This window comes from Heyndrickxia sp. FSL K6-6286, from assembly GCF_038630395.1.
GTDB classification, from domain to species: Bacteria; Bacillota; Bacilli; order Bacillales; family Bacillaceae_C; genus Heyndrickxia; species Heyndrickxia oleronia.
Map to the genome: position 1 here is coordinate 3,645,188 of NZ_CP152029.1, position 14,133 is coordinate 3,659,320.

15 protein-coding genes and 1 riboswitch are annotated in these 14,133 nt (G+C 34.7%); of the genes, 9 read left to right on the top strand and 6 right to left on the bottom strand.

Annotation, left to right across the window (positions count from 1 at the left end; translation table 11 throughout):
* Positions 1-28 precede the first annotated feature (28 nt).
* From MHI39_RS18325 to MHI39_RS18340, 4 genes are all read right to left on the bottom strand, one after another.
* Entirely contained in the window at positions 29-484 is a 456-nt protein-coding gene (locus MHI39_RS18325) for an NUDIX domain-containing protein (protein ID WP_342539887.1), read from the bottom strand.
* Between the two features lie 163 nt (positions 485-647).
* The gene (locus MHI39_RS18330; RefSeq protein ID WP_058005028.1) at positions 648-1,355 is read right to left on the bottom strand and encodes an ABC transporter permease; all 708 of its coding nucleotides are present in this window, start codon (positions 1,353-1,355) and stop codon (positions 648-650) included.
* Complete coding sequence (locus MHI39_RS18335) at positions 1,352-2,200, bottom strand: ABC transporter ATP-binding protein (protein WP_342539888.1); 849 nt, start codon at positions 2,198-2,200, stop codon at positions 1,352-1,354. The genes MHI39_RS18330 and MHI39_RS18335 overlap by 4 nt, the downstream gene beginning before the upstream one ends.
* 168 nt (positions 2,201-2,368) lie before the next feature.
* Positions 2,369-3,448, bottom strand: coding sequence for a LytTR family transcriptional regulator DNA-binding domain-containing protein (locus tag MHI39_RS18340; RefSeq protein WP_058005027.1), 1,080 nt, complete (start codon positions 3,446-3,448; stop codon positions 2,369-2,371).
* 233 nt (positions 3,449-3,681) lie between these two features.
* Between MHI39_RS18340 and MHI39_RS18345 the strand changes: the two genes are divergently transcribed.
* The 4 genes from MHI39_RS18345 (at position 3,682) to MHI39_RS18360 (ending at position 8,776) form a co-directional block, all read left to right on the top strand.
* Positions 3,682-4,236, top strand: a complete 555-nt coding sequence (locus tag MHI39_RS18345) for a glycerol-3-phosphate responsive antiterminator (protein ID WP_342539889.1) — start codon at positions 3,682-3,684, stop codon at positions 4,234-4,236.
* A 286-nt stretch (positions 4,237-4,522) separates the two neighbouring features.
* Positions 4,523-5,884 carry a glycerol-3-phosphate transporter gene (gene glpT / locus MHI39_RS18350; RefSeq protein WP_342539890.1) on the top strand — a complete coding sequence of 454 codons (1,362 nt, stop codon included), beginning with the start codon at positions 4,523-4,525 and terminating at the stop codon, positions 5,882-5,884.
* Between the two features lie 251 nt (positions 5,885-6,135).
* The gene (locus MHI39_RS18355) at positions 6,136-7,755 is read left to right on the top strand and encodes a glycerol-3-phosphate dehydrogenase/oxidase (RefSeq protein ID WP_342541461.1); all 1,620 of its coding nucleotides are present in this window, start codon (positions 6,136-6,138) and stop codon (positions 7,753-7,755) included.
* Between the two features lie 91 nt (positions 7,756-7,846).
* A complete protein-coding gene (locus MHI39_RS18360) occupies positions 7,847-8,776 on the top strand; it encodes an alpha/beta hydrolase (RefSeq protein ID WP_212942570.1) in 930 nt (309 codons plus the stop codon).
* Positions 8,777-8,930: 154 nt separating this feature from the next.
* Here the strand turns inward: MHI39_RS18360 and MHI39_RS18365 are convergent, their stop codons facing one another.
* Entirely contained in the window at positions 8,931-9,344 is a 414-nt protein-coding gene (locus MHI39_RS18365; protein WP_342541462.1) for a GNAT family N-acetyltransferase, read from the bottom strand.
* Between the two features lie 248 nt (positions 9,345-9,592).
* Here MHI39_RS18365 and MHI39_RS18370 point away from each other — a divergent pair, with 248 nt between their 5' ends.
* Entirely contained in the window at positions 9,593-10,933 is a 1,341-nt protein-coding gene (locus tag MHI39_RS18370) for a hemolysin family protein (RefSeq protein WP_212942578.1), read from the top strand.
* 39 nt (positions 10,934-10,972) lie between these two features.
* Here the strand turns inward: MHI39_RS18370 and MHI39_RS18375 are convergent, their stop codons facing one another.
* The gene (locus MHI39_RS18375; RefSeq protein ID WP_341043372.1) at positions 10,973-11,461 is read right to left on the bottom strand and encodes a PCYCGC motif-containing (lipo)protein; all 489 of its coding nucleotides are present in this window, start codon (positions 11,459-11,461) and stop codon (positions 10,973-10,975) included.
* Positions 11,462-11,895: 434 nt separating this feature from the next.
* Positions 11,896-11,955: riboswitch (Fluoride riboswitch) on the top strand.
* Positions 11,956-12,103: 148 nt separating this feature from the next.
* Here MHI39_RS18375 and crcB (MHI39_RS18380) point away from each other — a divergent pair.
* The 4 genes from crcB (MHI39_RS18380) (at position 12,104) to MHI39_RS18395 (ending at position 13,977) form a co-directional block, all read left to right on the top strand.
* Positions 12,104-12,514 carry a fluoride efflux transporter CrcB gene (gene crcB, locus MHI39_RS18380; protein ID WP_342539891.1) on the top strand — a complete coding sequence of 137 codons (411 nt, stop codon included), beginning with the start codon at positions 12,104-12,106 and terminating at the stop codon, positions 12,512-12,514.
* Positions 12,514-12,873 (top strand): fluoride efflux transporter CrcB, encoded by a 360-nt coding sequence (gene crcB / locus MHI39_RS18385; protein ID WP_341044216.1) that lies wholly within the window; start codon positions 12,514-12,516, stop codon positions 12,871-12,873. Before crcB (MHI39_RS18380) ends, crcB (MHI39_RS18385) begins: the two co-directional genes overlap by 1 nt.
* Before the next feature lie 230 nt (positions 12,874-13,103).
* Entirely contained in the window at positions 13,104-13,697 is a 594-nt protein-coding gene (locus MHI39_RS18390; RefSeq protein ID WP_212942742.1) for a MarR family transcriptional regulator, read from the top strand.
* On the top strand, positions 13,678-13,977 hold the full coding sequence (locus MHI39_RS18395) for a hypothetical protein (RefSeq protein WP_341043373.1): 300 nt from the start codon (positions 13,678-13,680) through the stop codon (positions 13,975-13,977). The genes MHI39_RS18390 and MHI39_RS18395 overlap by 20 nt, the downstream gene beginning before the upstream one ends.
* The last annotated feature ends 156 nt before the right edge of the window (positions 13,978-14,133 follow it).

Below are 14,133 nucleotides of genomic sequence, written 5' to 3' on the forward strand. Positions count from 1 at the left end.
TACACCCACTTGCAAAGTACTAGAATCATTAATTAATACCACCCAGATAAATTGGTACCGATTCTCCATTTTCATATCGTAGGATTACCTCCCTCATTTCCTGTGGGTAAAATCGATACTTTATAATGTCAGCTATAGGTAGCCATTCAACTCCTACCTGATGTTCATCGGGATTAACCCCTTGACTAATGAAGTTTCCACCGTCCAATATAGTGCATGAAAAATAATATTCTACTTGGTGAACAGAGGGGAGTCCATAGTTTTTCCCAACCAATTCTCGCACAAAAATTAGCTCCCCTATTTCCTGCATCTCTCTCCCAATTTCCTCCAAACATTCTCTTTGCAATGTTTCATGAAAGGTCTCTCCGAACTCTTGACCTCCACCAGGGCATAAATAGAAGTATCCCTCTTGATCCTGATTCTTTGTAACTAGGATTCTACCATCTTGAATAATAAGCGCTTTCACAGAATTTCTAATAGCCAAATGATCACCTTATTTCTATCTATTTGATTATATTCTAACAAAAGTACACTTAATTTTCAGTTAATTACAATTGAAGCAAGATAGGATTTTTTCCTATCTTGCTTACGAAAATAATTAAGGATTTTAGCGCATTAAGGATGAAAAAACACTGCTTTAAACCATATTAATCAAATCTACGCTTTCCATAGATGATCACCGTAATGACCAATGTGGCGACACACCAAACCAATAAAATGAGTAGCTGTGATCCGACACTACCAAGCCCACCACCCTGACTTAAGGACTGCCAAGCTTTTTCAAATTGTTCACTTGGTAAATAATATAGGATTTTTTGGATGGTATCATTATTGATAAAGGCCCGAAGCATTGAACCCATTCCAAACAGGATCATTACAGGCATTCCAACAATAGTTGTTTCCATAACTGTTCTTGACATTAACCCAAGAATTGTTCCAATCGAGATAAATATAATTAAGTTTAATAGAATAAGTAATGCAAATAATGGGATCGAATTCACCTTGAATTCGCTTAAATAGATCGAACCGATAATAATGACTATTGTGACAGCTGATGTCAAAGCACTTTTTCCAATCAATATTTCTAATGTATTCGCAGGTGATAATAGCAAACCTCTTAATGTGTTCTTTTCTTTTTCCTCCGCAACCATTGCCGCCTGTACAAAACAGCCCGCAATGACAAGGGCTAAACTAATTGGCATCGAATGAAATGCATCTGTTGTTGACCCTATACGTCCTAACCATGCTGCAAACGCTAATGGTATCGCCATTGTAAATAGAATATATGAATTCTTTAATAAATCCTTCCAATCTTTAAGAAAAATAGCTTGTACTCTTTTTAGTGAAAATGTCATGATAAAGCCCTCCCAGTTAATTGAACAAATATATCACCTAATGAAGGTTCATTAGAATGGATCGACATTATTTCATCATTCTTCATATATTCATAGATTTTTTCAGCTCCCTCTTGATTTTTCGGAACAATTACTGTTCGATCATCTTTTAATAGAAGCTTAATCGTTGAATCACTATATTTCAGCCGTAAACTTTGCGGAGTATCTAATAGTTTTATTTCACCCTGATGCAGAAATGCGACACGATCACATAATTCTTCGGCTTCTTGCATGTCATGGGTCGTTAAAAATATCGTTGTCCCTTGTTCATTTAACCTTTTTAAACCATCATGTATATGCTTCGTATTCATGGGATCGAGTGCAGATGTTGGTTCATCTAAAAACAATAAGTCTGGTTTATGAAGGATTGCTCTTGCTAAAGTAACCCTTTGCTTCATCCCTTTTGAAAGTTTTTGGACGACCATATTCTTCTCATTTATCAAATTAACTGCTGCCAATACTTCATTTATTTGACCTTCATTTACATCATATAATTTACAAAAAAATGCAAGATTATCGTATACTGTTAGCCTCTCATAGAGACCGCTATTATCGGTTAGAATTCCAATCCGTCGCATATATGATGGATCTTTCAAATGTTTTAATGGTTTGCCAAACACTTGAACCTCTCCCGATGTATGTTTTAATTGTGCAGTTAAGATTTTAATTGTTGTCGTTTTTCCAGATCCACTCGGTCCTAAAAATCCGAACGTTTCTCCCTTTTTTATATTAAATGTTGCGTTTTTAATGGCAGATTTGTTTCCAAACGATTTGACTAAATTTTTCACTTCAATGACATTTTCCACTTGATTACTCCCTTTCATCCTCGATTCACTTGCTTGATCATAGTTTAGCTGTGATTTTGCAAGAACGCAGTAATATCATGGTAAAAGGAGTATAAATTAAGTTGAATGGAGTATTTTTATTGGTGAGTGGAGCATACATTCAATGAAAAAATTACAGGGTGGCAATTTTTAAATCCCGATAATATCCTTCAGTTCATTCATTTTACCTTTTGACAGAGGAACCGAACTTTTCTTTGAATCCTCTAAAATCAAACTATAGCTATTTCTCGTCCATGTAATAACTTCTCGTACCTTTTGAAGATTGACGATATACGAGCGATGACAGCGGAAAAAGCCAAATGGATAGAGTCGATCAAAGAGCTGATTCAAAGAATAACTGCAAGGAAATACCTCCCCTTTTACATTCAAGTAGGAAATTCCGTCATTACTTTCGATATAATCGATTTCAGTGGGATCAAGTAAAATAATTTTATCGTTTACTTTAGCAGGAATTTTTTCAAATCGAAATGGAATAGGATTTGTCTGGCTTTCTTGAACATTTTCTATTTCTTCTGTATTAGTCGGAATGTCAGTTTGCAATTCTCCTTGTTCGATTTCTTTCTTTTGTTCTTCCTCACTATCCATGACATCTATTTTCTTCAAACCGTCCTCATTCAATAAATACACATGATCCGTCATGGTAATTGCATTTTCTAAATTACTAGTTGTTATTAATATCGCTTTTTGTTCATCTATAAGATCATTCATTAGATTCCTAATGATATATTGGCTTTCAATATCTATATTTTGAATAGGCTCTTCAAGAATAATCAGTTCAGGTTGATGAAGAATCGCACGAGCAATCTGAAGACGTTTTTTTTCTGAAAAAGTAAGCTTATCTATTCTCACTTTTTTTACCAAACCAATTTTTTGAAGAAGCATATTTACATCTGTTTTTACTTCATAAAGCCTTTTATAAAAACTTAAATATTCAAATGGGGTTAGGCGATCATATAATGATTCATTTAGTAACACAATACCTACCTTTTTGCATATTGCTTTAAATGAAGAAAATGTTTTTCCAGAAACAAGTACCTGACCGCCTGATGCTGAAGATTCTCCTAATAAAATTTGGATAAGCTGCTTACCAATTTCTACATTACATTGAATGGCCACTGCTTCCCCACTTTTAATTTCTAAATTCATTTGAGCGATTAAAACCGTATTTTCTATTCGCTTCTCTAGTTGTCTTATCTCTAATATATTCAACCTTAACTCCCCTATCAAACCCTAATAATAAGAAAAAAAATTATCAACTACTAAATACCTAACTTTGATAATTTTACCATAATAAAACATTTATAACATTTATAATTCATTTACTATTAATAACAAATGAAGTATTTAAAATAATTGAGATCATGCCTCTTTCATGTTAGATTGATTTCATTAGACTGTTCGCCATACAATGAGTGACAAATATATAGATTTGAGGTGTAATAATGACGTTTCATGGGCAAAAAATTCTTCCCGCAATACGATCAATGAAAGATTTTGATAAGATGCTGGATACTCCTTTTACATATGGTGTCTTCCTTGACTTGCATATTGGGATGCTAAAAAGTGTGTTTGAATATGCTAGAAGTCATAAAAAAAATATGTTCCTTCACGTTGATTTAATACAAGGGCTTAGCCATGATGAAGCAGCGACAGAATATTTATGTCAGGAAATTAAGCCATATGGATTGATCTCTACTAAGGGAGGAGTGATTACAAAAGCAAGACAAAAAGGTGTATTTGCTACACAGAGAGCATTTGTAATTGATTCCAGTGCGCTTGAAAGAAGTATTAAACTGATTGAAAAAACGGATCCACATTATATCGAACTGCTTCCAGGTGTCATTCCCAAAATTATAGCTGAGGTAAAGGAAAAAACCGGAAAGACAATTTTTGCAGGAGGATTAATCGATAATCCAGATGAAGTGGAACAGGCCATTGAGGCAGGTGCATCCGCAATTACTACCTCTAATACAGAACTATGGAAGCATTTTATCTAGTATTCTCTTCAAAACTTTTTTCATTTATAGCGTTTTAAGTTTCCTAATATATATTTTTCCAGCTGTATTTTCCTAATTATCACGAATCTAAACATGTATTATTAAAAAGTTATAATATTAATATATTGACATCGCTTTCACAAGAAAGTAATATAATGTTACAAGTTAAAGATGATGGAGATTCGGAGAACCGTACTTATATTACACACCTGCTTCAAAGGGTGTGTTAAAAAGTATGGTTTTTTTTGTCTTGTAAACTTGTTTAATACTAATAAGGAGGATTTGTATGCTTAAACTTTTTCAACCTGCACCACCGATAGAAAGATTACCTAATGAGCAAATTGATTCTGAGTATAAGAAACATCGAATTCAAGTATTCATTGGAATTTTTATTGGCTATGCAGCGTATTATCTACTTCGCAAAAACTTCTCTCTTGCGATGCCCTATTTAACAGACCAAGGTTTTTCCAAAGGAGAGCTAGGTCTTGCTTTATCCGCTGTTTCCATCGCTTATGGAATTAGTAAATTTGTAATGGGGACCGTCTCTGATAGGAGTAACTCCCGAATTTTCTTACCAGCGGGTTTAATTCTTTCTGCAATTATCTGTTTACTTATGGGATTTGTTCCCTTTTTCACCTCATCTATTGCAATTATGTTTATTATGCTATTTATCAATGGTTGGTTTCAAGGTATGGGGTGGCCACCATCTGGTCGTGTTCTCGTTCACTGGTTTAGTGTAAGTGAAAGAGGAGGAAAAACTGCTATATGGAATGTCGCGCATAATGTTGGTGGTGGAATAATGGCACCAATTGCAGTAGGCGGAGCTTCTCTTTTTGCGATTATCTTGGGGACACATTCAAATGGATATGAAGGGGTTTTCATTTTACCTGCCTTAGTGGCTATCGTAATTGCCTTAATTTCTTATATATTAATCCGTGATACACCGCAATCGGTTGGCCTTCCACCAATTGAGGAATATCGAAATGATTATCCAAGTAAAGAAAAAAAGACATTTGAAACTGAATTAACAACAAAAGAAATTCTATTTAAGTATGTACTAAATAATAAATGGGTTTGGGCCATTGCCATTGCAAATATTTTCGTATATTTTGTCCGCTATGGCGTACTTGATTGGGCACCAACTTATTTGAGTGAAGAAAAAGATTTTAATATGGACAAATCAAGTGTGGCTTACTTCCTATTTGAATGGGCCGGAATCCCTGGAACCTTACTTTGCGGGTATATTTCAGATAAATTATTTAAGGGACGTCGTGGTCCGGCAGGGTTTGTATTTATGCTAGGGGTTTTAATTGCCGTTCTCGTTTATTGGTTTAATCCACCCGGAAATCCAATGATTGATATGATCTCCTTGATCGCAATTGGATTTCTTATCTATGGACCGGTTATGTTAATTGGTTTACAAGCACTTGACTTTGTTCCAAAAAAAGCAGCAGGTACTGCAGCCGGATTAACTGGTTTATTTGGTTATTTAGGTGGAACCGTTACAGCGAATGCATTAATGGGATATATCGTGGATTATGCTGGATGGAACGCAGGATTTATACTATTAACTGCTTCTTGTGTACTTGCAGCAATCGTATTTGCCATTACATGGAATGTCCGTGGACAAGAAGTCGTAAAACATTAATTCAATTTTTATCATTGGACTTAAAAATATTATGTGTTAGAATAAAATCAAGTTAATAATTCGGTTGGAGATTAAGAGAGACCACACAACATTTTAGTAGTCAGACTAAAATGCTTGTTGTGGTCTCTTTTTGTTTTTTCAACCTTTTACTTTCAATCAAATAATTATATAAAGATAAATATATGAAAGAGGAGACGGTTCAAATGAATAACAATTTCTCGGGTTTTCATCGTTCAAATAATCTAGCACAAATGGCAAAGGAAAAATATGACCTTCTCATTATTGGAGGCGGGATTACGGGTGCTGGAATTGCATTAGATGCGGTTACACGGGGGTTAAAGGTTGCCTTAGTTGAGATGCAGGATTTTGCGGCCGGAACATCTAGCCGTTCAACTAAACTAGTACACGGAGGATTACGTTATTTAAAGCAATTTGAAATAAATGTTGTTAAGGAAGTAGGACGAGAACGTGCCATCGTGTATGAGAATGGTCCACATGTAACAACTCCTGAATGGATGCTTCTTCCATTTCATAAAGGGGGAACTTTTGGTGCATTCACAACGTCTATCGGACTTAAATTATATGATTATTTAGCTCAAGTAAAAAAGACTGAACGTCGCAAAATGCTATCTGCTGAACAAACGCTTAGGAAGGAACCTCTTATAAAAAAAGAAGGACTAAAAGGTGGCGGTTATTACGTCGAATACCGTACCGATGATGCAAGATTAACCATTGAAGTGATGAAGGCAGCTGTAGAAAACGGGGCTAACGTTGTAAATTATACAAAAGCGGAACAATTTCTCTATGATGAAAATAAAAAAATCAACGGTGCTATCGTCCGAGATCTGCTAACGAATGAAAAGTTTGAAATTCATGCTGAAAAATTTGTCAATGCTGCAGGACCATGGGTCGATCAAGTAAGAGGCAACGATTATTCTAAAAATAATAAGCAGCTTCGCTTAACGAAAGGAATTCATCTAGTTTTTGATCAGTCTGTGTTCCCTTTACATCAAGCTGTTTACTTCGATACACCGGATGGAAGAATGATCTTTGCCATTCCTCGTGATGGTAAAACATATGTTGGAACAACGGATACCTTTTATGACAAGGATACGGCACATCCTAAAATGTTATCTTCTGATCGAGATTATGTCATTGATGCAATCCACTATATTTTTCCTGACGTAAAAATTACAAAGGACGATGTTGAGTCTAGTTGGGCTGGTGTTCGTCCGCTTATCTATGAACAGGGAAAGGACCCTTCAGAAATTTCAAGAAAAGATGAAATATGGGAGGCAGATAGTGGCTTAATTACCATAGCTGGTGGTAAATTAACCGGTTATCGAAAGATGGCAGAAAATGTGCTTGATCTCGTTTGTAAAGAATTATCTGAAACACAACAAAGGACGTTTAAGCCGTGTCAAACCATCCATTTTCCTATATCAGGAGGAGACTTCGGTGGCTCTGAAAAATATGAATCCTTTATAAATAATAAGTCAAAAGAAGCCATTCAATACGGTTTAACTACAGAAGAGGGCCTTATTCTCGCCAGCAAATATGGTACAAATATTGATTTCTTATTCCAATATGCTAAGGAATGTACAGAGCAAGAAGAAAATCAATTATCCCCTTTTGTATACGCACAACTCATGTATGCAATTGAACATGAAATGGTCTTAAAGCCTGTTGATTTCTTTATCCGACGAACAGGAGCTGTCTTCTTCAATATTCATTGGGCAAAGAAATGGAAGGAACCAATCATCTCTAAAATGGAAGAAATGTTTGGTTGGACCTCTGAGCAAACAAATGAATACACAGCAGAATTAGAAAAAGAGATTAGAGATGCTGTTGTTCCAATTGATATCCAATAGTTTTATCATTCTTACTCTTGCTATTTCTATTAAATTTATCTTAATCTGAAATTAAGATTAACAGCATTCAAATGATAAAGGTGGAAAATAAATGGTGAGAACGTATGATTGGCTTACAATGGATGATCAAGTTGAAGTGTATTTAAGAAATTGGACGATGGCAGATAAACAGCCATTAGCCATCGTTCAGCTATCACATGGGATGGCTGAGCATATTGAGAGATATGATTCATTTGCAAACTTTCTCCTGCAAGAAGGAATCTTTGTATATGGAAATGACCATCGTGGTCATGGACATACAGGAGAAAGGGCCGGTTTGCACGGATTCTTTGCTGAAGAAAATGGCTTTGACCGGGTAGTTACTGATCTTTATGAAGTCAATCAATTCATCCAAGCTAAATATCCAAATGTGCCAATTTTTTTATTAGGACATAGTATGGGATCATTTATTGCTAGAAGATATATTCAGGAATATGCACATTCGATTCAAGGGGTGATCATCTCAGGGACAGGAGGAAATCCAGGCATCGCAGGTAAGATTGGAAAACAAATTGCAAAACGAGAAATACGAAAGTACGGACTGAAAAAACCAAGCACTGTACTCAATCGTTTATCGTTTGGGGCATATAATCGTGGAATTGATGATCCGCAAACAGAATTCGACTGGCTTTCAAGTGATCCGATAGAAGTAGAAAAATATTTAAATGACCCTTATTGTGGATTTATTTGTAGTTCTGGATTTTTTTACGATTTATTCACTGGATTAGAAAAGATTCACCATCAACCATTTATCCAACAAATTCCGAAAGAATTGCCTATCCTTATTTTCAGTGGGGACCATGATCCTGTTGGTGGACATACGAAAGGTGTAAGAAAAGTCATTCAACAATACACGCAGAATGGTTTAAGGAATCTTGAATACCAATTTTTTAAAGATGGACGCCATGAGATGTTGAATGAGTTAAATAAAGATGAGGTCTACCAGATTATACTTAACTGGATTAATAACCACATCAAATAAAGAAGTGAACACTAGCGTGTTCACTTCTTTATTATCGGCTATCTTTATGGAGTTTGCAGCTCCTGAGTTAAAACTTTACTTTCAATGGCAACAATGTTTGAGAAAAGAGCTTTGAAAAAAAAGCCTTCTTAGCACAAAGCCACTCCCCTCCTATTCACTTTAGAAGCTTCTGATATCGACTATGGTCTTTTGATACCCCTAGAAGCTCAAAGCCCATTTTTTGATAAAACTGATTAAGCTTCTCGTTCCCTGCCACACAATCTAGCCTAAAATATGTTTTATCTGTTTGATACTCCGTCTCGATCCAATGAATCATTTCTTTGCCGACACCATTTTTCATATAACTTGGTTTCACCGCTAATCGATGCAAGTATATTGCATCTTTTGAGTCTTCCTTCCAGATATATTGATCCCATTCATTTTGCTCTGTATAAAGGGTAAAAGTCGCTATCATTTCCTCTTGGTGGTACACTATATAAGTCAAATTCTGACCAATACACTGAAGAATTTCTTGATTTTCTCCTCCATCTAATAAATATTGCCACTGATCAATCCCTTGATCCTTAATCCATTGTGCAGTTTCTTGTAATAACTGAATAATAGCTTGTCCTTCTTCTTTTCTAGCAAGTTAATTTGGAATTTCCCCATGATATAAACTCCTTATATTTTTGTTTGTAACCAATTATAACCATAAAATATTCAATATTTATACAATAAATAGGATTCTTTTTATTCTTTAAAATGGTATAGTAAAATTGTATAATTCTAAAATTTCTTTTCACGGAGGTGAACCCTTCACATTAGTGAAGGAACTAATTGGACATAGTAAATATAATTGTTTTGGTGATTTTAATTGCGTTAACTGCATTTTTTGTTGCGGCAGAATTTGCAGTAGTAAAAGTGAGAACAACAAGAATTGATCAACTCATTCAAGATGGAAATAAAATGGCTCTATCAGCGAAGAAAATAATTAGCCACTTAGATGAGTATTTATCAGCTTGTCAGCTCGGAATAACAGTTACCGCTCTTGGAATTGGATGGTTAGGAGAACCCACTGTTGGGGAGTTATTTAAGAAATTATTTCATCAATGGAACATGTCAGACTCAACCTCACATTTGGTCTCTGTTATTGTAACATTTCTTGTTATTACATTTTTACATGTCGTTATTGGAGAACTCGCTCCAAAGACGTTCGCAATACAAAAAGCTGAAACTATTACATTACTGATCTCGAAACCATTGATTTGGTTTTACAAAATTCTTTTCCCATTTATATGGGCATTAAATGGTTCTGCACGTTTTATAACAGGGCTATTCGGATTAAAACCAGCATCTGAACATGAACAAGCACACTCAGAAGAGGAGCTTCGCCTTATTTTATCAGAAAGCTATCGAAATGGTGAAATCAATCAGTCTGAGTACAAATATGTTAACAATATTTTTGAGTTTGATGAGAGAATTGCAAAGGAAATAATGGTGCCACGTCCCGAGATTGCATGTATATCAATTGATGCATCAATCAAAGAGGTACTTGAAATAGTAAATCATGAAAGATATACACGTTATCCTGTAATGGATGGCGATAAAGATAATATGATTGGTGTCATTAATATAAAAGAAATAATGACGGCTTGGATTAATAAGGAACTAAGCTCAGAAAATATGTCAATTGAACGATTTGTCAAACCAGTGATCCGAGTCATTGAAAGTATTCCTATCCATGAATTACTCGTTAAATTACAGAAAGAACGAACACATTTAGCCATTTTAATTGATGAATATGGGGGTACTGCAGGGTTAGTGACCATTGAAGATATTCTCGAGGAGATCGTAGGGGAAATTCGGGATGAATTTGACTCAGATGAAATATCAGAAGTAAGAAAGATTTCTAATGGTCATTATCTGTTTGACGCAAAGGTTTTGATTACTGAAGTGAATGATTTACTAGGAACCCATCTGAATGAGGAAGATGTGGATACAATTGGTGGATGGATACTCACCCAGAAATATAATGTAAAGAAAAATGATTTTATTGAAGAAGACGGGTATTGTTTTAAAGTTAAGGAGATTGAGGACCAGCATATCTCCTATATTGAAGTAACAAAATTAAAGGCAAAACCAGACACAGACTTTTTGACAGATTCAATTGCAAATTAATAAAAGCTCGGGACTGTTTATTAAACAGTCCCGGTTTTTTTATGCTTCAGGCATTGGTGTAGGCGTTGGTTTAGCATAACCTTCCTTATATTTTTCATCAATTTCTTTTCGAATGTCTAACATCGATTTTCCTTTTTGGTATTCAACCATTGATTCAGCAGCAATTTCTAAGCATACATCACAGTTCACACCATGTTCATCCCATACGATTGCACCATTTTGTTTATTCTCCTGAATAAAACAATCATAGTTATTCTCATGTCCCATTTCTCCACAGCCACAATAACATGGCATATGTTCTAGCAATTCTTGATGTGAGGCAGCGGCTTGATAAATCGTTTGAATCGTTTCAGAGCTATTATCAAGAAAACTAGGTAAAATAGCGGCGCTTGCTGTTTCCTCCACTGGCATTGTGTGGCTAACCTCTTTTTCCTTTGGTTCTTTACTCTCATCACCAGAATTAGAACATGCTGAAATGATGAACATTACTACGATCAGTGGAATAATTAAGACACTTTTCTTAAACATTTATTTCCATCCTTTCAAGGATAATCTTTCCTTTTATTTTAGAAACAATTATTGCAACAAACAAGTTCTCTCCTATGAATGACATAAAATCATCACAACTTGCTTTTTCCAAGGCTGTTTTCTTATCGTTTGTTGCTTTTGTAAAAGCCGAACTGCCGACTTTTACTCCCAATAAAGGATTCTAGCGGTTCTGATGGAGATTGCAGCTCTTTTTCAGTAAAATGATACGTGTAGCGATCCTCAGTTGATATTTAATAGTTATCACTCAACTTAAATCCAACAATGTTTGAGAAAAGAGTCTTTTCCAAAAGTTCATACGAAGCTGAAAAAGAGGATATTCATGAACTTTTATATAGTAACCTTTTCAGCAAGGATCTTAAAATTCACTAAAAACACTAAACATTTTTACGCAATTATGATAAAATACATGTAATTAAATATGCGGCGATGGAGTTCGCCCTTAAGTGCTTAAAGCTAATGACTCCTACCCTATATAGGGTAGGAGTCTAATTTTTTTTAGGCAAAAGTCGATCCTTTTATCGTATAAACTGGAATGATTGATTTATACTACGATTTCAACACACCTTTTTTTAGTGAGTATAGAGAAAATAGAATCAAACGAATAATTTTTGAGGTGAGCAAATGAGCTATTTATCTGTAGGAATTGGAGGGATAATTGGTTCCCTTTTACGTTATTATATTGGTTTAAGTTCCGTTATTTGGTGGTCCTTCCCATTCCCTATTGCAACATTAATAATTAATTTAATTGGGTGTTTTGTCTTAGGGTGGTTTACAACCTATTTATCCAAATTAAAACTTCTTTCACCTGCCCTTTTAACTGGCTTCGGTACTGGGCTGGTAGGATCGTTTACCACCTTTTCAACCTTTAGTGTCGAGTCCATTCAATTAATACAAAACTCACTATGGGGGTTTGCTATTCTCTATGTCCTTGGTAGTCTTTTCGGTGGATTATTTTTTTCATACTTCGGTTACCGTTTAGGAGAAATATGTACAAAGAATCGATTACAAAGAGAAGGAGAAACATACAAATGATGGTGATTAACGCAATTGCGGTAGCATTTGGAGGCTTTTTTGGAGCCATTACCCGTTATTCGATCAGTCAGTGGATGAAAAAGAGAAAACCAACCTCATTCCCGCTAGCAACATTTATCATTAACTTAATGGGATCATTTCTACTAGGTTTCATTTATGGAACAGAAACAGGTGGTCTCCCCCTCCTATTATTAGGAACTGGGTTTATGGGTGCTTTTACAACATTTTCAACCTTTAAGTTAGAAAATATTCAATTAATAGTAAATAAAAAATGGAATACTCAAGTTATTTATTTAGTCTTTAGCTATCTTTTAGGGATAAGCCTAGCCTTTCTAGGAGTAATCATTGGGAAAATGTAATAAGCTAAAATTGCTCCATCATATTTTACGCTATTTAGGGCTACCTAAAAAAACTATGAGGTTACTATCTCTCATTTTTAGGAGCCTATTTTTTTATAATATTACTTAACAACAAGTTTTGAGAGCCTAATCAATACTTACATCATTTTAGTCAACATATTGACTTTTATTCCAGAAATGGTATTCTTATTTTGTAAACATGTTGACTTTTTTTTAGAAAGGAACCACATATGAATATTAATCTTTTACTAAAAGAACTGCATTTTATGCAGCAAAGTTATGCGACATTGTTTTCCGTTGTCAATAAAGTTCAATCTCACGGTGATGAATTTCTAGAGGATTTAACTTCTCGACAGCATATGGCTCTTATCGCCATTGCACATTTGCCCCTTGAACGTACCACTCTTATGAATATTGCTAAAAAGCTAGGTACGACAAAACAGAATGCAAACAAGTTAATTTCAAGTCTATCAAAAAAAGGATACATAAAAACAGTTTCAAGTAAACTAGATAAGCGAGCGATTAATATCGAAATTACACCAGAAGGGTATAAAATATTGGTTGCATGTTCGGAAAGATCCACGTATTTTTTAGCAGAACTATTTCATGATTTTACAACGGATGAAATAGAAACTTTTTGGAAATTATTAAAAAAGCTCTATCACTTTGATGGAGAAGAGCATGATGGTTTTGAAGAAATAGCAACGATTGAAATTCAGGAAGAGGATCCCCAAATGATCGATCGTTTTCAAAAACAAGTATTGACTGAGTTCTCCAGACGTCGGAATCGGGGTGGGAAAAATGATGAATTCAACTGTAAATAATTTAATTGAGCAGAAAACGCTTGTTAAAAAAAAGATCAAAGAAAAATCCTATTACGTAAAACAATCAGTAAAGCATTCTATTTCTAAAATAACTCAAAAGCTTCAAAGTAATAGAAAAACAAATCGGGCGGGAAATTATATTTCCATCCTTATTGCACTATTTATCCTATATACAGCGTGGGTCACCTCTAACCATTGGTTGTTTTGGCTAGGCATTGCAAGTATTTTAAGTAATAGTTTATTACTCTTTATCAATCTGATAAAACGTTCGTCTTATTAAGAGTAATATTTTTCTCTTAGGCTCTTTACTCAAACGTTGTTTCTATTTAAGTAAAATTTTAACTAATAAATATTAACTGAGGATCGCTACACGTTTCATATTACTGAGAAAGAGCTGCAATCACCATAAGATACGCTAGAACCCTTTATTGGGAAT

Excerpts from the sequence above, each read along its gene's own strand:
- MHI39_RS18375 (WP_341043372.1), bottom strand. The coding sequence starts at position 11,461 with ATGTTTAAGAAAAGTGTCTTAATTATTCCACTGATCGTAGTAATGTTC.
- crcB (WP_341044216.1), top strand. The coding sequence starts at position 12,514 with ATGGTGATTAACGCAATTGCGGTAGCATTTGGAGGCTTTTTTGGAGCC.
- MHI39_RS18355 (WP_342541461.1), top strand. The coding sequence starts at position 6,136 with ATGGCAAAGGAAAAATATGACCTTCTCATTATTGGAGGCGGGATTACG.
- MHI39_RS18360 (WP_212942570.1), top strand. The coding sequence starts at position 7,847 with ATGGTGAGAACGTATGATTGGCTTACAATGGATGATCAAGTTGAAGTG.
- crcB (WP_342539891.1), top strand. The coding sequence starts at position 12,104 with ATGAGCTATTTATCTGTAGGAATTGGAGGGATAATTGGTTCCCTTTTA.
- MHI39_RS18345 (WP_342539889.1), top strand. The coding sequence starts at position 3,682 with ATGACGTTTCATGGGCAAAAAATTCTTCCCGCAATACGATCAATGAAA.
- MHI39_RS18330 (WP_058005028.1), bottom strand. The coding sequence starts at position 1,355 with ATGACATTTTCACTAAAAAGAGTACAAGCTATTTTTCTTAAAGATTGG.
- MHI39_RS18395 (WP_341043373.1), top strand. The coding sequence starts at position 13,678 with ATGAATTCAACTGTAAATAATTTAATTGAGCAGAAAACGCTTGTTAAA.
- MHI39_RS18390 (WP_212942742.1), top strand. The coding sequence starts at position 13,104 with ATGAATATTAATCTTTTACTAAAAGAACTGCATTTTATGCAGCAAAGT.
- glpT (WP_342539890.1), top strand. The coding sequence starts at position 4,523 with ATGCTTAAACTTTTTCAACCTGCACCACCGATAGAAAGATTACCTAAT.